A 19,720-nucleotide genomic window follows, 5' to 3' on the forward strand; every position below is an offset into this window, starting at 1 on the left:
GTTTTAAAAAGTATATTCCTTAACTTCTTCTGGAAAAAACTCTTTGTTTACATTTACAAAAAGTAAACCAATGAGACTTGGTTCGGATAGAGAAACATCCCATTTAAAAATAACAAGAGTTTGGCGAAACAGATAATGAGAAATTTGCCCTTTAGGTCCATAAAAAAGTTTAAGTTGGTCCTCTCCTTCCCCAAGTAAAACAACCTTCCCGTTTAAATTAGGTGATCTTTGTTTGATAAGTTTAATTGTGACCTTACCACCCGGATAAACATCTTCAGGATCAGACCCTTCGGTGGCCTCTCCATCATTGACAGAAGAAATAGGAGCCACTTCCATGGTTGTGCCTTCGTAATCCAAATAATTACAAGGGAAGTCCCCGGGCATACTCGGAAAATTTTCTGAACAAGAAGTATAAACAGATTCTTTTTCCTCACCTTCTGCATATGAAACAAGAAGTGTAGAACGAATCGTCGCATACGCAACTGATTTCAAAATTTTGGCAGTTTTGTTTTTGGGAACAGCCACAAATTCTTTTTCAGAAGCATATACTGCAAAAACAAAAAGAAAACTAAAAAATAAAAGGATAAGTCGTTTCATCTATACCTCAATACAACAAATAAGGAGCAATTTTTTTACGTTCGGATTCTTCCTCTGAACCATACGTATTATGAAAGTCGGCAAAAGATTTTCCTTCATTAATCGAAGTTCGGAAATGTTCGTTGCCCCAAAGTTGGTCTACCCAATGATTGGAAGCTCCCTTACTCCATTTAAAATCATTTGGATAAGTTTCTTTCATAAGCCTTATCAAATCATAGGCCAATTGGATGGGATCATAATCGGGGCGAACTAAATTCATTCTAAGGCCAGAACAAATTTTTCCTTTATGTGGTCCAAAGGTAGGTTTAAAAAATACAGGAGAAAAATAATAAGATTTGTTGCCTAACTTTTCAAGTTTTGAAGCAAGTTCTTCAGGATTTGTCATCCATGGTGCTCCAAAATAAACAAAGGGAGCTTGAGTTCCTCGACCTACAGAAACATTCACTCCTTCCAAAAGAACTAATGAGAGATAATTTCTCGCAGAGTCCACCATAGGTAAGTTTGGTGAGGGGGTGGTCCAAGGAATTCCTGTATCTTCAAAATACATTCCTCGGCGATACCCTTCTACGGGAACCACCATTACTTCCACACTGTCTTTTAAATATTCTTTATTATAAAACCTTGTAGCTTCCCCAACGGTCATTCCTGTGATGAGAAGTGATGGAAACTCACCTGCAAAATTTAAATTTCTAGGATTCATTTTTTCACCCATAGGTGGAAGGTGCATGGCAACATGAATATGATCCAGAACGATCAGTTTTGTTTTTGTATTCTTCATGGCATCCATGAGTCTTTTTAAAACGCTTAAGTATGTATAACAACGCATCCCTACGTCTTGTACATCAAAAACAACGTAATCTACTTCCTTCACGAGATCACGTAACTCAGCATCTTTAATTCTATAAATATGATACAAAGGACGATTGAAAGTAGAATCCATTGTAACAGGCGTTTGACTAAACTCTTCTTCTAAACCAAGGAATCCATGTTCGAGACCAATCAAATGTTCGAGTGTGATTTTATGTTTTTCTAAAGAAGTAATGATTTTTTTAGGGTTCGTTCCGATTCCCGAAGGGTTAGTCGCAAGCATCAATTTTTTTCCGGCCATGGTCGGAAGGATTTTTTCATAAAAAATATCCTGGGAAATCCGCAACTTGGAATCATTCGGATGGACGCGAAATTGGGGAACTGTGTTCCCGTGGCATGCGAGTACAAGAAAGCAGAGAGAAAACCTAAAAAAGTAATTGGTCATGTAAGTATATGTTTCTATAATATAGCAAATCTTCAAGGAGAAATGTCCTTCATGTTCAACCGACTTCGTTTGGCTCCCTTAACCGGAGTTCTCATCCTTACTATTTTGGCATGTGCCGGATCCAATTCAGCCCAGAAACAACCTACGCTGCCAGACAACGTGGTAACAGCGATGGGAGAGGCACCGATTTACCAAGGAGACTTGGCTCTCGCAAGAAACAAGGCATTGAAAGATGCCAAACTCAATGCCATTCGCAAACTCGTCGGGGAACAAATCACTGAAAAATCAGGAGTTTCCGACGGCCAATCTCTAGGCTCCAAACTCTATGGGAAAACAGATAGTTTCGTAAAAAAATACGATATCATCAGTGAAGAACAATGGAAATTGGACACCCAAGACATGATCCGTTTGAATGTTCGCTGTGAAGTGGAAGCAACCAAACTTTCTACAGCAGTGGATGCCTTACTCGATGATGTTGGGAATCCAAGAATTGCAGTCCTTGTCCAAACAGTAGTCAATGGAAAATCCTATCCCATTGGATCGGCAACCAATATCGCAGAAGCTGAACTCATAGAAAAACTCAGAGCCAAAGGAAACAAAGTTGTGGATAGTTCCCAACTCACAGCTCTACTCAAAAAAAATCCAAGCCTTGCCAAACTTGATCTTACATCAGTGGAAGAAGGAAGTCCTTTACTCACACTCGCACAAGATTCCGGAGCTGAAGTTTTGATCATTGCCAAGGTGACCACAACAGACCAAAAGCCTGTGGTTTTGCCAGGCGGTAAAAAAACAGATTTTTTAAGTTCCGCGGCCACTGGCCCTTACCGCATCATCCAACTTTGGGGAGATGGAAAAATTTTTGGATCAGGAAGTTTGGAAGGACGAGGTGCTGATATCACTCAAGAAGTTTCCAGAGAACAAGCAGTCAAAGATTGGGCAAACCTTGTGTCAGGCAAAGTGGGAAAACAAATCAAAGACGAATGGTTTAAACTCACAGAACAAAACACTGTGATCTTAAAGTTCAAAGGCCTTGGTTTGGAAGATGCCATCAATTTTAAAAACGATTTGATGGAATACACTTCGGTCAAACAAATCAATGACCGTAAAACAGAAATGAATGGATCAGAATGGGAACTGACTTATCCTGGAAAAGAGTCTATGTTTGCAGAAGAGCTCATGTATAAAAAAGATTCGAGTTTCCGTTTTTTAAGTAGCAAAACTTTAAGCATCAATAGTTCCAAACGTGGAGTTGTGGAAGCTGAGTTTAGAAATAAATAACAAGTAAATTCAAAATTCAAGAACCCGCAGAGAGAAAGGAAATGATCTCTGTGGGATCAAATGGTTTAGAAAAGTAACGAGCCACTTTTTTTTCTGATATTGCCGTTTGGATTTCCGGTGTTAGATCATATCCCGTTAAAATACAATAAGTGATATTGGGCCGAATGTTTTTGGCTTCTGTGATAAATTCCAAACCGCTCATCTCTGGCATCCTCATATCACTAATCACAAACTGTACATCCAAATTTTCATTCAGTTCTTCCATTGCTTCTTTACCCGACTTAGCAACGATTACATCAAACTCATTTTTAAAATAATCTCGAAACAAATACAAATTGAGGATTTCATCATCAACATAGAGCAGCTTACGTTTTCGATTCGAATCGTTCATTTTGGTAAAGGAAGTTTGATAAAAAACTTGGTACCCTTCCTCCACTCGGATTCTATTTCAATCAAACCTTCATGGTCTTTGATGATTTTATATGCAATGGACAACCCAAGGCCGACACCCTTACCCGGTTCTTTAGTCGTAAAAAATGGATTTCGAATGAGGTTTAAATGTTCGTCTCGAATTCCCATTCCTGAATCCGTAATGACAATCACTGCAAAGGGATCTTCCAAGTAAGATTGAATTCCCAAGGTTCCAGGATTTCCTTCCATGGCTTGGATGCCGTTAGTCATTATGTTTAAACATACTTGGTGAATTTTTCCCGAATTTCCAAAAACGACAAGAGGAGATAACAATAACTCCTTTTGAACTTCAATTCGGTCCCGGAGGGAGTGAGTCAACATCGCAAGACAGTTGTCTAAAATTTCATTTAAATCAAAACGTTCTTCGAAAGAATCCCCACTACGAGTGAATTGGTTTAGGCCTTTGACAATTCGAGACGTACGTTCGACCCCTTCTTTGATAGCTTCTAAATACAATTTTGTTTTTTCTGATTCTAATTTTGAACCTTCCAAAACGCCTCGAACACCAAAATAACCACCTAAGATAAAATTGAGAGGGTTATTGATTTCATGTGCAATCCCAGCTGACAAAAGCCCAAGACTTGCCATTTTTTCTGATTCAATGAGTTGGTTCTGTCTTTCTCTTAACTCATCTAACGTTTGTTTTAGTTCGCTTGTTCTTTTATCAACCAAAGATTCTAATTCGTGATTACTCTGTTCTAAACGAGTTTCATATTCAGATCTTTCTAACTCAGCGGCAATCCTTCCCGAAAAAATTTGGAACAAAGTTAGAATTTTGTCTTTGTTTTGGATTTCTGATTCGAACAAACCAACAATGAGCCCCATCACCTCTTTTTTGGAATTGAGTAAAGGAGAACCGATGTATCCTTCAATTTTCATTTCGATGAGAAGTTGGTCCTCAGGAAATATTTTTTGAACATCTGTAGGATAATAACATACAGAATTATCAAATACTTCCGCACAAGGTGTATCTTTTAAGGAATATGCCATATTTTCTGCAATCACACCTTTGGCGACAAGGGCAATGGTTTTTGATTCGTATTTCTCCTTATCAAAGATGGCAATAAAGGTATAATCTGCACCAATGATGGATGCTAGTTTGAGTGTGAGTCTACTTAGAAACTCGTTTCCGTATGTGTTGGAAACGGCTTCGATAATATCAGAAAGTAAGTCACCTTGGATCATGGAAATTTATTTCTAGAAGATCCAAATACGAATCCTTGGTCAACCGAAATCAAGGTGCCGGTGAATCGCTCACCAAGGGAAGGACTGTTTTTTTCACATCAAGAAGAGGCCCTAATTCGTAAATGGATTCATATCCGTAGGCTTTGAGTGAGTTATAAGTGGAAAGATTCAACGAAGCCGCAGGACTTTTTGCGGCAAAGGCTTCTTGGTTTCCTTCAAAGTTATTATTACAGTAAATTAATATTTTGGATTTTTTTTCTGGGATGATTTCCGCTAAAGACTCTTTTGTGAATTCAGTGAAAGGAAGATTTTTGGCACCTTGGATATGCAAAAGATGAAAGCGATTTTCACTGCGAGCATCTAATAATACAACACCTTCTTCGGACATCAGTTTCAAAAACTGTCCCTCTGTTAGGCGATGATTTTCGCGTTCTCCTTCAGACCGGTTGACGATTCGTTTGAACTCTCCATAATCGATAAGTTTGTTTTCTATGGGAGTTTGTTTGATTTTTTTCTTTTTCGAAGATACGGAAAACACAGGAATTGTTACTAATACGAGTAAAATTATGATTACCGGTTTCATGACCTGACTCCTTTCAAAAATCGACTAAAGGAATAGTCTAACCACTTCATCAGGAAACATAAAACCTTTTTTCGACTTGCCAGGGAAAATCCAAGAATTCTGATACAGGAATGAGCATACTGAGAGCAATTATCAAAACAAATAAAGGCGAAATTCGCATCGATTTGTTTCCGGACAAAACACCAAATACTGTAGCCAACTTCGTAAACCTTGCCCAAAGGAATTTTTACAATGGACTTAAATTCCACCGAGTGATTGAAGATTTTATGATCCAAGGTGGTTGTCCACAAGGAACAGGAACAGGTGGACCTGGTTATAAATTCAGAGATGAATTTGATTCTAGTTTAAAACACAACAAACCAGGAATTCTTTCTATGGCCAATGCAGGACCAGGAACCAATGGAAGCCAATTTTTTATCACTCATGTTCCTACACCGTGGCTTGATGGAAAACATTCCGTATTTGGTGCGATTGTAGATGAAAAAGACCAAGAAGTGGTCAATTCCATTCGCCAAGGCGATGTAATGGAATCTGTCACGATCGAAGGTGATCCGTCATCCGTGTTAGCGGTGGCAAAACCCTTTTTGGATGAGTGGAACCAAATCCTAGATTCTAAAAAATAAGAATTGATTCTTCCCTTTGTCTTCAGGAGTCTAAGTCTTATGAAGACAAAAGGAAAACCAAAACAAGTCTCCCAAATCAAAGCGGCTTCTAGAATGATTTTTTCTATGAAACCAACAAAAGTAAAACCATCTAAAAAACTCTATTCTCGAAAGAAAAAAGAAGACCATTCGGTAATAGAGTTTCTACTTTCTTTTTTTTCTTAATCTTCAAAAAACTCACCTTTCCATTTCACTCCAAGGATCTCTTTCCAATTCATCTTCTTTTCCTAAGTCTACAAGCATCAACCTTTCTAACTCTGCGTTTCTCTGTTTAGCAAGACTCATATATTGAACCCTGTCCTGTCTTAATTCAAATAACTCATGGAATGTTTCATCATCATGTTTCAAAAAAAGATTTTTTGCTTTTTCCGCAGTATGAGCCCTTGTTCCGAGTAACTTCAAAACATCCTTTCCCATCTGCACGGCAGTTTCTCTTGTTTCTCTATAAATGTATGACACACCCAATTCCTTTAAGTCATAGGCTTCTTCCCGGTCCCCTGCTCTAGCTACTATTTTGATGTTGGGATAGTGTTGGCTTACATTTCGAATGAGTTCCGCTTGTTTTTCTGGATTGTCTAAAGCTGCGACAAGAACCTTAGTATGTTCTAAACCCGCAGATTCTAGTAACTCCAATCTCGTAGCATCACCAAAATAAACTTTAAATCCGAAACGACCAAGCATTTCCACCCTGTCAGCGTCAAAATCTAAAATGGTAATTGCAATCCCATTGGAACGTAAGAATCGTCCGAGCATATTTCCAAACCTACCAAATCCACAGATGATGACAGGGTTTTCTTGTTTATGAATGTCTTGTGTAGTTTGTTTTTTGGGAATTTTTGATTCTAAAAATCCAAAAATTGTTTTTTCATATAACAAAAGAAGTACGGGGGTGAGGGCCATACTCACGGCAACACAAGCAACCAAAACCACAATGGTTTGTTCTTCAAAAATCCCCAATCCTTCCGAATACCCAAACAGTACAAATGAAAACTCACCCACTTGAGATAATGCTAGAGAAAAGTAGAGGTTTTGGTCCAAAGGTAGTCGAAAAACAAAACCAAGGCAAAATAAAACAAAGGCTTTGAGAAAAATAATACCAAAAACAATTCCTAGAACTTTATTGGGACTTTCCATCACAACAGGAATTTCCATGGAAGCTCCCACACTCAAAAAAAACAATCCTAGTAACAATCCCTTAAATGGTTCAATATTACTTTCTAATTCATGACGAAACTCACTACTCGCAAGAACTACTCCACCTAGAAAAGTACCAAGAGCCGCCGATACTCCAATGGCACCCATTAACAAAGATATGGCGATAACGAGCAATAAGCTCGCACCTGTAAAAATTTCACGGCTTCCTGATTTGGCTAAAATTCGGAACACAGGTTTTAATAAATACTTACCAACCAAAATAATTCCAATTACAACAGAGAACACAACCAAGGTTTTTGCATAACCTGGCAAATGTTCAATCAGAGAATGGTGTTGTGATGAATTTTTGACGTTTGAATCACTTAACATAGGAAAGATGGCAAGAATCGGGATAACAGCCATGTCTTGAAAAAGCAAAACAGAAAAAGCTGCCTGACCAGACAAAGTTTTCATTAATCCTTTTTCTTTCAAAGTTTGTAAAACAATGGCCGTTGAAGATAAAGACATGATTAACCCAAGAGCAAAAGATGCTTTCCAAGAAAAACCAAACACGTAAGAAAAAGCTGCGGTCAGTGCAGTGGTAATGATAATTTGTAATCCGCCAAGTCCAAGTAACCAAAATTTCAATCGCCAAAGTAGATCTAATTCTAATTCTAAACCTATGGCAAATAGCATCATTACTACACCAAATTCAGCAAAATGCAACATATCCTTGCCTTCTGTTCCAACAAAACCAAAAACAAAAGGACCAATCACAATACCTGCAATCAAATAACCAAGCACCGAACCCAATCCAAGCCTGTTGGCAATTGGAACTACAATAATGGCACTTGTCAAATAAATCAAAGCTTGGATAAAAAAACTAACTTCATTCATTCTGTGCACCTAACAGTTGATTGATCAATTTCGAATATCGATTGGATTCCTTTTGCAAATCCAATTCACTCAGCTGGAAAGTACCTTGGACTAAAAAAGGAGGTAAATATTCCATTCCACATAGTTCAGCCGTTCGGCGGAAAGGCAAAAGAAATTCCCCTGTTTCATAACCATGGAATCCACTTTTAGAATAGGCATCTTTAGATCCTCCGGTTGTGATCACCTGCATCCATCTTTTTCCAGATAAATGAACACCATTGGTTCCATAAGCCCAACCGTCTTCAAGTACCAGATCCATCCATAATTTCATAAGCGGAGGGCAACTGTACCAATATAATGGATGTTGGAATATGATTGTTTGGTGTTTTGCGATTAGATTTTGTTCTGCCTTTACATTGATCGAAAAATTTGGGTATTCCTCGTATAGATCATGTAAGGTGATGTTTTCAGATACCGGCAAGGAATCCAAAAGGAGTTGATTGGCTTTGGACTTCTCAAGAGTGGGATGGACGAGCAGAACCAAAATTTTGGGCATACGAGACAAATTCACAAAATGGAATGAAAGGGAAACGTAAAAAAAAATACTTTTCCATTGACCTTCATAAAAAATTTCTTTCTGATTTCAATTGTGACCTTACTCTCCATTTTTTTTGCAACGTTCGTTTCCGAAGATCTAACCTGTATTGCCGCTGGGATACTAGCAAAAGAAGGAAAATTATCTCTATCACTTGCCATATTTTTTACAGGACTCGGAATTTTTGTGGGAGATTGTATTTTATACTTTTTGGGGTTAGCAATTCGAAAGGGATTGGTGCAATGGAGTTTTCTCACAAACCTCCGACAAAAAATAGAAAATGGTAAATTTGTTGGTGAGTGGAAACTTCATTATAGAAAATCAATCTTCCTCTCGCGATTTCTACCAGGGACTCGGCTCACCTTATACCTCAGTAGTGGGTTTTTTGCACTTCCCTTTTTTCCATTTTTATATACAAGTTTCATCGCTGTGAGTATTTGGACCACAGCCTTCGTTACCTTGGTTTATTTATATGGAAATATTTTGGATCAATATCTAAATCACAACCATACAATTTTTTTTAGTTTTGTATTTGGTTTCAGTTTTTATTTTATCTACAAACTGTTTCGAATTGGTTTGAACCCTTCCGAACGGGACCAGTTTTTACTGAATCTGTCAAAGTTAAAAACTTTAGAGTTTTGGCCGGCTCCCTTATTTTATCTGCCACTTGTTCCTTACCTTTTTTATTTAGCGATTCGTTACAAAGGAATTCGTTACATTACGATCGTAAATCCAGGGATCTTGGCATCTGGAATTGCTGGGGAATCCAAATCAGAGATCTTAGATCTCATTCCAAGTGAAACCGTAGCGAGTTCTCTTCTAGTGTCAAAAATAGATACAAATCCATTGGATAAAATACAGAATTGGATGAACTCCGAAAAACTTCAATTTCCCATCATCGCCAAACCTGACAAAGGTGAGCGAGGATTTTTGATTCAAAAAGTGTATTCTATAGAAAGTTGTAGGGATTTAATTCAAACCTATCCAATTGATTGGCTTTTTCAAGAATACCAGGAAGGACCGTTCGAAGTTGGTGTCTTCTATTACCGATTTCCAAACCAAGAAGAAGGAAGAATTTTTTCGATCACCGATAAAATTTTTCCTAAAATCACCGGTGACGGGATTTCCGACCTAGAAACCTTAATTAAAAACCATCAAAGGTTTCGTTTCCAATCCAAAGCACATTTCGAACACAACAAACATAGATTAAATGAAGTTCTTCCTCTTGGAGAAACAACTTCCATTGGTTCCATCGGAAATCATATCCAGGGATGTATGTTCCAAGATGGAGATCATTGGAGGACCAAAGAGATGGAAAAAAAAATCATTTCTATAGGTGACTCCATCCCTGGATTTTATTTTGGAAGATTTGACATTCGATTTTCTGATCCAAACCAGTTCCGCACCGGCAGAGGATTCAAAATTATTGAATTAAATGGTGCTACCAGCGAATCCACAAATCTTTATGATCCAAATTTTTCGATTTCACAAAGTTATTCTCTTTTATTTGGCCAATGGAAGATATTATTTCAAATTGGTTATGAAAATGACAAACGAGGTGTTCCCCTATTTCCTTATCTGGATTTATTCAAATTGGTCAAAAACCATCGAAACTATCGCAAACTTTATTCCACACCCGAATCGAAATAATCCTTTATGTAAGGAATTTTTTTTCTTTCAACATACAATAAATATGTAGAAAAAGAAAACACAAGAAGAGCCAGAAAAAAAAGAAGGCCACCATCATTTTGTACGTTAATTCCTAAAAACACAAAATGAGAAAGAATTGCACCTAACATCAAATTAAAACCCATAAAGGCACCAAACCAAACAAATCTGGGGATCAATAAAAATAAAACACAAAATGACTCTAAAATAGCAAGGCCATACCTACCCCATGGCTCCATTCCCAATACTGAAAAAATGTATTTGGATTCTTCTGCTCCTGAAAACTTAAAATACAAAGTTTGCGTTATGATGATTGCGGACAAAAGTCGAAAGCTATGAAAAAGAATTTTTCCGTATCCATAAAATTTCATAATGAAACCTCCATAAGTATTATGTTTTTAATTTCTGCAAAATTAGTCCAAGGGATAAAATGGTTTTCACCTTTTAGGATCAAAGTCTTATTTTTAATATGTTTATAATGATTGGTTAAGTAATTAACATTATCGACGGAAACTAAAAAATCCTTTTCTCCATGAATTGACAAAATATTTAAAGATTTGTTTTCCAACATTTTTGTTAGTTGGATTAAATCGGATTTTAAAGTAAACATTTCCTGATTGCTATGTACCCAGGACTTAGGTAAAATCCATGAAACAAAACTTAAATTTGCCAGATGATTGTACCATACAAGCTCTTCTAAATCTGGGTCAACGGGAGCAGACAACAATACCGCTTTCCAAACTTTGGAATCTGATTCCATCAAATATACAAGTGCAATTGGACCACCATAAGAATGCCCCACCACAATTCCAGATTCAAAAACAAGTGATTCCTTTTTTAGATAATTTGAAATTGCTGTTTGAAGATTCCTTCCTTGTTGAAAGATATTAGGAACAGAATTTTCCTTCATTGAATTTCCATAACCCAATCGGTCAGGAACGAGAATACAAAATTGTCTCTGTAAATCTTTGTCTTTTAAGTAAATTTGAAAGTCGGAGGCTGCACCAGGTGAACCATGAATCAATACCAAAACTTTCTTTTTATTTCTACAATCATTCGATAAAAAATGAATTTGAGTTTCTTCAAAACGAGAAACGTTTTCGATAATTTTTTCTTCTCCTACAACGGATTGGTTTGTACAAAATAAAAAGAAAACACTGAAAGTGACTAAAATGAACTTTTTTGAGTTATCCTTAATTTGCGAATTCATTCTAATTCGTCACTATGTGTAAACAAAGCCCCTGAATCGTAGAGACGTTTAAAAAGATCATTGGGAACTTTTGAACTGATGATATCAGCAAATTCTGGCAAAAAACCTTTTACTAAGTACATTTCGATGTCGGCTTTATTTTTGATTGAAACGAACCCACGAGGTTCACAATCAAAGTATAGTTTCACCTCTTCATACACTTGAGAGGATATATTGACTTCTCCAACCACTCCAGAGCTTTCCAAACGACTTGCAGTATTGACGGTATCCCCCCAAACATCGTAAGCAAATTTGTCTGTACCAACGACTCCTGCAACAAGAGGACCTTGATGAATTCCCAAACGAATCTCCCAAAAATCCCGCCCCCTTATTGAATGTATTTCTTTTTGATCGGCCATATAAGACTGAAAAGAAAGACCACATAACACAGAATCAACGGCATTGGTTTTATTTTCAGTTGGAATTCCTCCAACTGCCATATACGCATCTCCAATCGTTTTGATTTTCTCCAATCGATATTCTTTGCACAGACGATCAAACTCACGAAAGATTGTATCCAATTCACCAACCAGTTCTTCCGCATTCATTTTCTCTGCTATTTTTGTAAATCCCGCCATATCACAAAACAACACAGAAGCGGATTCATACCGTTTGGGTGTCACACGGGCTTCTTTTTTTAATTCTTCTGCAATGGACTCAGGTAAAATATTTAATAATAATGAATCTGATTTTTTTCTTTCTACGTTCAGATTCCGACTCAAAATAAAAATTAGGAACCCTGTTAGAATTTGAACAAACAGGTAATTTCCGCCAGCATCTAAATAACGATCCAAATCGGATTGGTAAGAGGTCACCCAATCCCGGTGGTAAAACTCAACCACATACAAAGACGCAGACAAAAGGATATAAATGGAATAAACAATAAACACATTATGATTTCGTATGAGGATCAGGGCAATGACGAGAGCGGGAATCAGGTAATAATGATTTCCTCCCAGCGAACCACCGTTAAAAAACCACATCGATGATAAATAAAAAAGAATGGTTAGATTGAATGGCCAATATAGTGAAAAATAAATACTTTTGACTCGACTCAAGTAATACATGGCAAGCATGAGTAGTCCAGAACCAACATTCAAAGCAATGAGAACCAGGTAGTTTTCTAAATACAAAACACCAAAAGTCCCAAACAAATTCAATAACCCATTGACCAGGGAAACCGTATTAAATAATCGGTGTTCGAGCGAATGTTTTTTGGGATCTCCGAGTAAGAAGTATATCCATTTCATTGTAATTGGTAAGTTTCACCCTTCCAATCGGGAGGATTCAACCTTTTTTCTAACTGGGAAGGAAACAAATCAAATGATAAAATTTCGGAAAAATTCCTTAAAAATACCCTTACTAAAAATGAATTTAATATCCTAATGCGTTGACTGGCTCTAATTTGCAAGCATCAGCTTGTAAACTTGCTGTTAAACTTGGATTCAGAGTAGCAGCTTGGATGGCAGCATTTGGCTTATTACAACTACTGATTTCTTTTAAAAGAGCAGAAAGATAATTTGAATACTGCAGTTCAATAAGAGCAAAATTTGTAATTTCTTTTTTGCATTTAGCATAGGACTCTAAAGTATAATAAGTATCATCATTGATTCCCGACAATGATTCAAATAATACCGGTGTAAAAACTACTGACAAAATTGGATCTAATAAAAAATTACTGACTGTCTCCACACTATATTGTTTCATCCTTATGTAGGCAGGGCTCGAACACTTTATCGCCAAACAAGTTCCAGGACTAACTGAGATGGTCGAATCAACAAGTAAACCAATCGAGGCCATAGATAAATCAGTAGTCCCGCAAACGCTAGTGGTGGTATAATAACAGGATGCGTTGGCCGATGTACTTTCCGTTTTTAAAATCTTGGAAACAAACAAAGTATTTGTGAAAGATGGATTGGAACGAAAATAAGAAGTTCCAGATGATGTAACGCTTAGATCTATATAAGCCCCTACTTGGGGTAAACTAAAATTAGCCGTTGTCGTTGGTCCAGAGAAACCTAGGACTGCGGCATTTTCAGTGGGGCAGGAATAATTCAAAGAGGAAGGATTTGAAGACGGGCTTGCCGTGGAACCCATTAACAAATTAGAAATTGACAGAAAACTCAAATTGCTTCGATGTTCTTCGATTTTCTTTTTTGCCTGCTCCCCTTTGATCCCAGTGGGAGAAAAAACATTAGCACAATTAAAAATAAAAAGAATAACAAAGATAATTCTAACAAACTGAAACATAGGGCAATATCGCATTACTCTTGTTTTTTGTCAATATTAAAAAGTTAGGTGGTATTTTAAGTTATAAAAAACATTACATTTATATATACTGAAATTCTAATTTGTGTTTATATACAAAAAAGCCCCTCCCCGAAGTTTCCTTCGAGAAGAGGCAACCGTCTTAAGGCAACTCTTGCCTTACTACGACTTAAGCGTTATTCAAAAGTCGTAATACAGAATTTGGCCGAAGACTGGCTTGCGCTAACATTGCCGTACCGCTTTGCACGAGAATTTGTTTCGTCGTGAGCGCTACCATTTCTTCCGCCATATCTGCGTCCCTAATCCTTGATTCGGATGCTTGCATATTTTCGTATGCACCCATGAGGCCTTTAGCAGTACTTTCGAGCCTATTTTGATAAGCTCCCATATCTGCTCTCTGCTTCATGATCTTGTTCAAGGCGAAGTCCGCTTTAGCAATCGCTTCATCTGCTTTTCCAGGTGTAGAAAGAGCAATTTTATTTGCACCTTCTGACATCTTTAAAGCTTTCGAAGTCATAGTTCCAATGTAGAAACGCTCTCTTTGCTTTGCGTTTGCTCCCATATGAAACCACATCGATGCCTTCGTTGACTTTCGAGCGAAGTCTCCTTCAAACAGTTTCATTTTATTGAACTCTGCTTGCGAAGCAATTCGATCGATCTCATCCACCAGCGCAGATACTTCTACCTGCACGAGCTGCCTGTCCTCCGGTGTGTAGATTCCGTTCGAAGTCTGGATCGCTAAGGTCCGGATTCGTTGGATGATTTCAGCCGACTGGTCAAGGTAACCCTCTGCAGTCTGGATGAAACTCAGTCCATCTTCCGTATTCCTTTCGGCCTGACGTAAACCACGAATTTGTGTTCGTAGTTTTTCCGAAACAGCAAGACCAGAAGCATCATCACCGGCAAGGTTAATCCTTTGCCCGGTGGAGAGGTTCCTCATGGTCTTATCTACATCCCATTGTGTAAACTTGAGAGCACGATGTGATTGGATCGCACTCATGTTGTGATTGATAATCATTGGCCTACACTCCTTTGTGTATTACCAAGAACGATATGTATTGCGTTCTTAGCCGGACAATCCCTGTCCGGTGTCAAGGATGAGCTTTCATTTTGCCACCTGGCAGGGGAAAGCCGGCTGATTATCTAATTACAACTCTTCAGTTACACTAACCACTCACTACGTTAACCAATGTTAACGTAGGAGAGAAAGAACTCCTTGTGGACGAACATTCGCCTGAGCTAACATAGCAGTTCCAGATTGAACTAAAATCTGGTTCTTTGTGAAAGCCACAGTTTCTTCTGCCATATCCGCATCACGGATCCTAGACTCGGAGGCTTGGGTATTCTCATAAGCGTTCATGAGCCCTTTTGCAGCATGCTCAAGACGATTAAAGTAAGCACCTAAGTTTGCTCTTTGTTTGCTAATGCGAGTTAACGCAGCATCCAAAGTTCCGATCGCATCGTTTGACTTGTCAGCTGTTGACAAAGACAAGAGGTCTCCACTTTGACCTTTAAGATTAAGTGCACGTGCAGTCATTGTTGCAATGAACACTCTTTCTCTTTGGTGCATGTTTGGTCCAATATGGAACCACATGGAAGTTGCTCTAGATCCACGAGCAAAATCACCTTGAAGCAAATTCATTTTATTGAATTCTGCTTGCGAAGCAATTCTGTCCACTTCGTCGATAAGTTGTGAAACTTCAACTTGGATCATTTGCCTGTCTTCGTCAGTATAAATACCGTTAGACGACTGAATTGCAAGAGTTCGAATTCTTTGAATGATATCATTCGATTCTTGCAAAAACCCTTCCGTTGTTTGGATAAGGCTCATACCGTCTTCGGTATTTCTCTCTGCTTGTCTAAGACCATTCACCTGCGTTCTCATTTTTTCCGAAACGGCAAGGCCTGATGCATCATCACCTGCTCGGTTGATTCGCATACCAGAGGATAGTTTCTCCATATTTTTGGAGACTTCCTCGTTTTGGAACTTGAGGACGCGATGTGAGTTGATCGCGGCTAAATTGTGGTTTATGATCATTGGTTTCCTCCTTGAAACTTGATCTGGCAAAAGAGAGAATCCCTTCTCTCTTTGGTTTTTTGTGTCTGGCTTTCAGGCCCCATTGGTGCCTAAAATCTCTATTTATTCCCTTAGTATGTCGGTGATCGGATAGAAGAAATTAATTCGAAGATTTAACGATGTTTTTGGATTTTTTTGTGGTTTTTTGCGCTTTTTGGAGATTTCTTAACGACTTTAGCGTTTTATTTTTTTTAAAAAAAAGTTCTAATTTTCCCCATACGATGATCGGCAAATCCCCATTTTCCATAAGCAAATTTTGAAAAGTAGGGAAAAGTATAGGAATTCCCCTGGTTTTAGCCAGGAGAGGGTGGAAAACTAGGAAAAGGGGACTGCCCCGAAATTAGGGGCGAATGGCGAGGGGAGAAATCGAATCCCAGTGGTAAACAGGATTCCCCTCTCCAGAAAATTTATGTTCGATTGTTTTTAGGTCTTTAAAGTTTTCAAATAAACTTGCATTTAACGCACGTATGGTGGACTCCATCGCAAGTGATCTGCGTTTTTGAATGACTTCTTCCGGTTCTTTAGGTCCAGTTTCTGTCCCACCCGAATAGTAGGTAATGGTATCCACTGGTGCATTTGGATTTTCATCTTCCGCATCACTGGTTTCATCAGACTTTGTCCGAGGCAGTCTATATTTCTCCATCACATCTTGTAAAATTTGTACATTCCAATCGATCACAAGTTTGTTTCCTTTTTCAACAAACCAGGTTTGTTTCAAAGCAAATCGAATGTCCAAAAGTTTTTTGGGAGAAAAAAGTTTACCATCTTTTGCCAAAGCTTCCACAGAATCAAAGTAAGGTGGTGAACCCACTTCACCAACAAGTTGGTAAATGAATGCTCCTGTTTCTTCCTGTTTTAAAACCTTTCTGTGGATGGGGATTTGTTCCCCTTCTCCATTGGAAATATAAATCACTATGGGTTCTCTATGATCAAGTGAGGGATAAGAATAGAGTTGGAAAGGAACAAGCAACCGAAATGGGTTTTGTTCTGCTAAAATAAAAAAACTAAAGAAAATAAGCAGAGAAAACCAAGAAGCAAACAAAAAGATAAAATCGCGAGTGAGTTTGGTTTCTCCCGTTCCGATTTTGTAAAATCGAATGACGAGTATTTTAGTAATTTCGCTTAGCGAACGAAGATATTCCTTAATCTTTTGAAGATGCGTATTCATGAATTCCTTTGATGACACTCCGGGCAATTTTCTTTTGGTAGGTTTTATCCCGTAGTTTCCTACTTTCCTCTGGGTTTGTCAGATACCCCATTTCCACAAGTACAGCAGGCATAAGGCTTCCTCGCAAGACGGAAAAATCTGCCTTTTTCACACCTCGGGACGGAATCTCGGGGCTTAAACCCTTTTCAAATTGTTCTGCCACCGTACTTGCCAATTTCTTTGATCGTCTTTGGGTGACACTGGACAACATCTGGGATTGGATTTGGGAAACAACGGGGTTCTTATGTTTTCCCACATACCGATTTTCTAAAAGGGCAGTTTCACGGGCAGCCTCTGTGCTTGGACTTTGGGAAAGGTAATAGACTTCAAAACCAGCTGCTTTATCCGACAGGGAAGCATTACAGTGGAAACTAATAAACACCACGTCTCTTGTATCCTGCAACATTTGGTTTGCCAGTTTCGAACGATCTTCGAGTTCCACAAAACTATCATTTTTACGAACCATCTGCACCCGAATTTCAGGATAGTATTTCCGTAAGTACAGATAAGTATAACGGGCCACACCAAGACTCACATCCTTTTCAAAGTATCCGCTAGGATCAGAAGTCCCCGGATCCTTCCCTCCGTGTCCTGCATCGATCACAATGGCTTTTACATTTAGATTTCGTTTGGGAACTGGTTCTTTCGGAATGAGAACCCAAAGTTCAGTTTCTTTGAATTGGTAACGAACATCATAGGAAATTAAATTCAGTAAAATCGCTTCCACAAGATCCAAAGGAAGATACACATCTTCTTCCTTTTTTAAAATGGCTTTGGGGATTTTGTAAATTTTGCCATCTAAAGTATAAAAACTGGACCCTAGGCGAAATTGAAGATTCCCTTGGGGAGTGTAGATGGAACCAACTCTTGTGAATTTTTTTAGTTTGGTTGTGAGTTCTGGCATTATCGATTTTAAATCCGAAAATGCTACGTAGTTCCCTTTCCCATAGAGCGGAAGTTTGGCGACCTCAGCTCCAAGGAAACACGGGAAAATACAAAAACAAAGGAGAACTAATCTTTTTTGAAAATAGAAAGAATTCGCTGCCAAATCGATTGTTTCTGTTTTTTAGATTTTTTCACTTCGTTGATATCGAAGAGATTCCGTCTTGGGTCATTCTTTTTATATGAATTCCCTGACTGGTTTTTCTTATGTTGGCCTTTGCCCTTACCATCTTTGGAATGCCCACCATGTTTGAATTCATGGTGAGTCATTTTGGCCGGGTGTTTATGGTCGCCTTCTCCCTCATGAGGGTGTGACATCTTCGCCGGCGGATGGTGTTTTTCCCCTTTTCCTTTCCCACGTCCACGGTCTCCCGAACGATTTTCACTACGGTCACCTGACCTGTGTTCGCCGCCTCTTTGCTCTCCCCCGCGTCTTGGTTTCCCACCACGGCCGCCACGTTCTCCGCGTTCCCGGTCTTGGTATTTTTTTTCTCCAGGAATGGCTTCATCGGCAAATACAGGAGTGAACTCTCCCTTCGGAAATTCCAAATACTCTTCTCGAATTTCCCCGATCGGAATTTTGGAATTTAGGTAACGTTCAATTCGTTCCAGTTCGGTATAATCTGTTTCAGAACAAAACCCAATGGACATACCCTTTCTTCCCGCACGGGCAGTACGTCCAATGCGGTGCACATAGTTTTCTGCATCTTGGGGAAGGTCATAATTATAAACTACATCAATATTTTCGATATCGATTCCGCGAGAAGCGACATCAGTGGCAATCAGGTATTTGTATTTTCCCGCTTTGAAGTCGCGTAACAAACGAATCCGTTTTTTTTGATCGAGTTCCGAAGAAAGTCCCGTAGCCGTAATTCCAAACCTTCGAAGAACTGAAACTATCTTTGGGATGTTCATTTTGTAGTTAGTAAAAATGATTCCCAGGCCTTCGATTTCATTATGTAGAAGTGAATTCACAAGGTAAGGAAGTTTTTCTTCTCTTCCTAAATGGAGTAAGTTTTGGTCAATTCGTTCGGTGATAACTTTTTCTGGATTGATATGGACTTCAATCGGATCGTTTAAGTATTTACTCGCAAGACGAACCACTTCGTAACTGAGAGTGGCACTAAAAAGAAGAGACTGTTTTCTGTTTTTACATTTGTGAAAGATGTATTTGAGATCTTGGACAAATCCCATATCGAACATTCTGTCCGCTTCATCTAAAATCACCACTTTGATGTTTTCCAAAGAGAGGCCGTGGTTTTTAACAAAGTCAATGAGCCGCCCAGGAGTTGCGACAATGATACATGCTTTGTTGCCGAGCGCTTGTTCTTGGGATTTATAATCAGTCCCACCGATGATGGTAGCCACTCCAAAGTCAGTGAACTCTAAAAGTTTTTTAGCTTCTTCTGCAATTTGGATGGTGAGTTCTCTTGTGGGTGCAAGGACAAGGGCGTAAGGGAGAGCCTCCTCTTCTTCGGCTGATAAAAGCCTATGGAGAGTGGGAAGTAAAAAAGCCATAGTCTTTCCAGTACCTGTTTGTGCAAGGCCTGTGAGGTCATTTCCTTCCATCGCGAAAGGAATGGACTTGGCTTGGATGGGGGTGAGTTCTGTGTAGCCGATTTTATCTAGTGCTTTTACAAGAGACTCGTGAAAGGGTAATTCGTTAAATTTCATAA

At 38.6% G+C, this 19,720-nt stretch carries 20 protein-coding genes; 4 read left to right on the forward strand and 16 right to left on the reverse strand.

Annotated features, from left to right (window positions below; translation table 11 throughout):
- Nucleotides 1-3: 3 nt before the first annotated feature.
- Nucleotides 4-597 (reverse strand): LIC_11883 family protein, encoded by a 594-nt coding sequence (locus CH364_RS09530; RefSeq protein WP_100743268.1) that lies wholly within the window; start codon nucleotides 595-597, stop codon nucleotides 4-6.
- Between the two features lie 7 nt (nucleotides 598-604).
- Nucleotides 605-1,849 carry an exo-beta-N-acetylmuramidase NamZ family protein gene (locus tag CH364_RS09535; protein ID WP_100743269.1) on the reverse strand — a complete coding sequence of 415 codons (1,245 nt, stop codon included), beginning with the start codon at nucleotides 1,847-1,849 and terminating at the stop codon, nucleotides 605-607.
- A gap of 51 nt (nucleotides 1,850-1,900) precedes the next feature.
- On the opposite strand from CH364_RS09535, the gene CH364_RS09540 reads away from it, so the two are divergent.
- Nucleotides 1,901-3,127 (forward strand): lipoprotein LipL46, encoded by a 1,227-nt coding sequence (locus tag CH364_RS09540; RefSeq protein ID WP_100743270.1) that lies wholly within the window; start codon nucleotides 1,901-1,903, stop codon nucleotides 3,125-3,127.
- Nucleotides 3,128-3,143: 16 nt separating this feature from the next.
- Here CH364_RS09540 and CH364_RS09545 read toward each other — a convergent pair whose 3' ends face one another.
- Genes CH364_RS09545 through CH364_RS09555 form a run of 3 tightly spaced genes read right to left on the reverse strand, consistent with a single transcriptional unit; the run spans nucleotide 3,144 to nucleotide 5,366 of the window.
- Complete coding sequence (locus CH364_RS09545; RefSeq protein ID WP_100743490.1) at nucleotides 3,144-3,518, reverse strand: response regulator; 375 nt, start codon at nucleotides 3,516-3,518, stop codon at nucleotides 3,144-3,146.
- Entirely contained in the window at nucleotides 3,515-4,783 is a 1,269-nt protein-coding gene (locus tag CH364_RS09550; RefSeq protein WP_100743271.1) for a sensor histidine kinase, read from the reverse strand. The genes CH364_RS09545 and CH364_RS09550 overlap by 4 nt, the downstream gene beginning before the upstream one ends.
- Before the next feature lie 49 nt (nucleotides 4,784-4,832).
- Nucleotides 4,833-5,366 (reverse strand): rhodanese-like domain-containing protein, encoded by a 534-nt coding sequence (locus tag CH364_RS09555; protein ID WP_100743272.1) that lies wholly within the window; start codon nucleotides 5,364-5,366, stop codon nucleotides 4,833-4,835.
- A gap of 110 nt (nucleotides 5,367-5,476) precedes the next feature.
- Between CH364_RS09555 and CH364_RS09560 the strand changes: the two genes are divergently transcribed.
- Together CH364_RS09560 and CH364_RS18695 are read left to right on the forward strand one after the other, a co-directional pair.
- Entirely contained in the window at nucleotides 5,477-5,989 is a 513-nt protein-coding gene (locus CH364_RS09560) for a peptidylprolyl isomerase (RefSeq protein ID WP_100743273.1), read from the forward strand.
- A 39-nt stretch (nucleotides 5,990-6,028) separates the two neighbouring features.
- Nucleotides 6,029-6,193, forward strand: a complete 165-nt coding sequence (locus CH364_RS18695; RefSeq protein WP_165779493.1) for a hypothetical protein — start codon at nucleotides 6,029-6,031, stop codon at nucleotides 6,191-6,193.
- A gap of 12 nt (nucleotides 6,194-6,205) precedes the next feature.
- Here CH364_RS18695 and CH364_RS09565 read toward each other — a convergent pair whose 3' ends face one another.
- Both CH364_RS09565 and CH364_RS09570 read right to left on the reverse strand, forming a co-directional pair.
- Nucleotides 6,206-8,059 (reverse strand): monovalent cation:proton antiporter-2 (CPA2) family protein, encoded by a 1,854-nt coding sequence (locus tag CH364_RS09565; protein WP_100743274.1) that lies wholly within the window; start codon nucleotides 8,057-8,059, stop codon nucleotides 6,206-6,208.
- Entirely contained in the window at nucleotides 8,052-8,594 is a 543-nt protein-coding gene (locus tag CH364_RS09570; RefSeq protein ID WP_100743275.1) for an NAD(P)H-dependent oxidoreductase, read from the reverse strand. The genes CH364_RS09565 and CH364_RS09570 overlap by 8 nt, the downstream gene beginning before the upstream one ends.
- A 93-nt stretch (nucleotides 8,595-8,687) precedes the next feature.
- Here CH364_RS09570 and CH364_RS09575 point away from each other — a divergent pair, with 93 nt between their 5' ends.
- Nucleotides 8,688-10,283: a DedA family protein gene (locus CH364_RS09575; protein ID WP_100743491.1), complete on the forward strand. Its 1,596-nt coding sequence runs from the start codon at nucleotides 8,688-8,690 to the stop codon at nucleotides 10,281-10,283.
- Here CH364_RS09575 and CH364_RS09580 read toward each other — a convergent pair.
- The 9 genes from CH364_RS09580 to CH364_RS09620 all read right to left on the reverse strand — a co-directional run bounded on the left by CH364_RS09580 (nucleotide 10,259) and on the right by CH364_RS09620 (nucleotide 19,718).
- The gene (locus tag CH364_RS09580) at nucleotides 10,259-10,672 is read right to left on the reverse strand and encodes a DoxX family protein (protein ID WP_100743276.1); all 414 of its coding nucleotides are present in this window, start codon (nucleotides 10,670-10,672) and stop codon (nucleotides 10,259-10,261) included. The genes CH364_RS09575 and CH364_RS09580 overlap by 25 nt on opposite strands.
- Nucleotides 10,669-11,511 (reverse strand): alpha/beta fold hydrolase, encoded by an 843-nt coding sequence (locus CH364_RS09585; protein ID WP_100743277.1) that lies wholly within the window; start codon nucleotides 11,509-11,511, stop codon nucleotides 10,669-10,671. Before CH364_RS09585 ends, CH364_RS09580 begins: the two co-directional genes overlap by 4 nt.
- On the reverse strand, nucleotides 11,508-12,800 hold the full coding sequence (locus tag CH364_RS09590; RefSeq protein WP_100743278.1) for an adenylate/guanylate cyclase domain-containing protein: 1,293 nt from the start codon (nucleotides 12,798-12,800) through the stop codon (nucleotides 11,508-11,510). The genes CH364_RS09585 and CH364_RS09590 overlap by 4 nt, the downstream gene beginning before the upstream one ends.
- Before the next feature lie 124 nt (nucleotides 12,801-12,924).
- Complete coding sequence (locus CH364_RS09595) at nucleotides 12,925-13,815, reverse strand: hypothetical protein (RefSeq protein WP_244280404.1); 891 nt, start codon at nucleotides 13,813-13,815, stop codon at nucleotides 12,925-12,927.
- Between the two features lie 172 nt (nucleotides 13,816-13,987).
- A complete protein-coding gene (locus CH364_RS09600; RefSeq protein ID WP_100743280.1) occupies nucleotides 13,988-14,836 on the reverse strand; it encodes a flagellin N-terminal helical domain-containing protein in 849 nt (282 codons plus the stop codon).
- Between the two features lie 174 nt (nucleotides 14,837-15,010).
- Nucleotides 15,011-15,856, reverse strand: coding sequence for a flagellin N-terminal helical domain-containing protein (locus CH364_RS09605; protein ID WP_100743281.1), 846 nt, complete (start codon nucleotides 15,854-15,856; stop codon nucleotides 15,011-15,013).
- 379 nt (nucleotides 15,857-16,235) lie between these two features.
- Complete coding sequence (locus CH364_RS09610; RefSeq protein WP_100743282.1) at nucleotides 16,236-17,063, reverse strand: LIC_10740 family protein; 828 nt, start codon at nucleotides 17,061-17,063, stop codon at nucleotides 16,236-16,238.
- The gene (locus CH364_RS09615) at nucleotides 17,038-18,150 is read right to left on the reverse strand and encodes an N-acetylmuramoyl-L-alanine amidase family protein (protein ID WP_100743283.1); all 1,113 of its coding nucleotides are present in this window, start codon (nucleotides 18,148-18,150) and stop codon (nucleotides 17,038-17,040) included. Before CH364_RS09615 ends, CH364_RS09610 begins: the two co-directional genes overlap by 26 nt.
- Nucleotides 18,114-19,718 (reverse strand): DEAD/DEAH box helicase, encoded by a 1,605-nt coding sequence (locus CH364_RS09620; protein ID WP_100743284.1) that lies wholly within the window; start codon nucleotides 19,716-19,718, stop codon nucleotides 18,114-18,116. The genes CH364_RS09615 and CH364_RS09620 overlap by 37 nt, the downstream gene beginning before the upstream one ends.
- Nucleotides 19,719-19,720 lie beyond the last annotated feature (2 nt).

Source organism: Leptospira harrisiae (genome assembly GCF_002811945.1).
GTDB classification, from domain to species: domain Bacteria; phylum Spirochaetota; class Leptospiria; order Leptospirales; family Leptospiraceae; genus Leptospira_A; species Leptospira_A harrisiae.

Bases quoted from the DNA above. Each gene is read 5' to 3' on its own strand.
- CH364_RS09535 (WP_100743269.1), bottom strand. From the start codon at position 1,849: ATGACCAATTACTTTTTTAGGTTTTCTCTCTGCTTTCTTGTACTCGCA.
- CH364_RS18695 (WP_165779493.1), top strand. From the start codon at position 6,029: ATGAAGACAAAAGGAAAACCAAAACAAGTCTCCCAAATCAAAGCGGCT.
- CH364_RS09550 (WP_100743271.1), bottom strand. From the start codon at position 4,783: ATGATCCAAGGTGACTTACTTTCTGATATTATCGAAGCCGTTTCCAAC.
- CH364_RS09540 (WP_100743270.1), top strand. From the start codon at position 1,901: ATGTTCAACCGACTTCGTTTGGCTCCCTTAACCGGAGTTCTCATCCTT.
- CH364_RS09565 (WP_100743274.1), bottom strand. From the start codon at position 8,059: ATGAATGAAGTTAGTTTTTTTATCCAAGCTTTGATTTATTTGACAAGT.
- CH364_RS09570 (WP_100743275.1), bottom strand. From the start codon at position 8,594: ATGCCCAAAATTTTGGTTCTGCTCGTCCATCCCACTCTTGAGAAGTCC.
- CH364_RS09600 (WP_100743280.1), bottom strand. From the start codon at position 14,836: ATGATTATCAATCACAACATGAGTGCGATCCAATCACATCGTGCTCTC.
- CH364_RS09595 (WP_244280404.1), bottom strand. From the start codon at position 13,815: ATGCGATATTGCCCTATGTTTCAGTTTGTTAGAATTATCTTTGTTATT.
- CH364_RS09560 (WP_100743273.1), top strand. From the start codon at position 5,477: ATGAGCATACTGAGAGCAATTATCAAAACAAATAAAGGCGAAATTCGC.
- CH364_RS09590 (WP_100743278.1), bottom strand. From the start codon at position 12,800: ATGAAATGGATATACTTCTTACTCGGAGATCCCAAAAAACATTCGCTC.
- CH364_RS09585 (WP_100743277.1), bottom strand. From the start codon at position 11,511: ATGAATTCGCAAATTAAGGATAACTCAAAAAAGTTCATTTTAGTCACT.
- CH364_RS09580 (WP_100743276.1), bottom strand. From the start codon at position 10,672: ATGAAATTTTATGGATACGGAAAAATTCTTTTTCATAGCTTTCGACTT.
- CH364_RS09610 (WP_100743282.1), bottom strand. From the start codon at position 17,063: ATGAATACGCATCTTCAAAAGATTAAGGAATATCTTCGTTCGCTAAGC.
- CH364_RS09605 (WP_100743281.1), bottom strand. From the start codon at position 15,856: ATGATCATAAACCACAATTTAGCCGCGATCAACTCACATCGCGTCCTC.
- CH364_RS09530 (WP_100743268.1), bottom strand. From the start codon at position 597: ATGAAACGACTTATCCTTTTATTTTTTAGTTTTCTTTTTGTTTTTGCA.
- CH364_RS09620 (WP_100743284.1), bottom strand. From the start codon at position 19,718: ATGAAATTTAACGAATTACCCTTTCACGAGTCTCTTGTAAAAGCACTA.
- CH364_RS09545 (WP_100743490.1), bottom strand. From the start codon at position 3,518: ATGAACGATTCGAATCGAAAACGTAAGCTGCTCTATGTTGATGATGAA.
- CH364_RS09555 (WP_100743272.1), bottom strand. From the start codon at position 5,366: ATGAAACCGGTAATCATAATTTTACTCGTATTAGTAACAATTCCTGTG.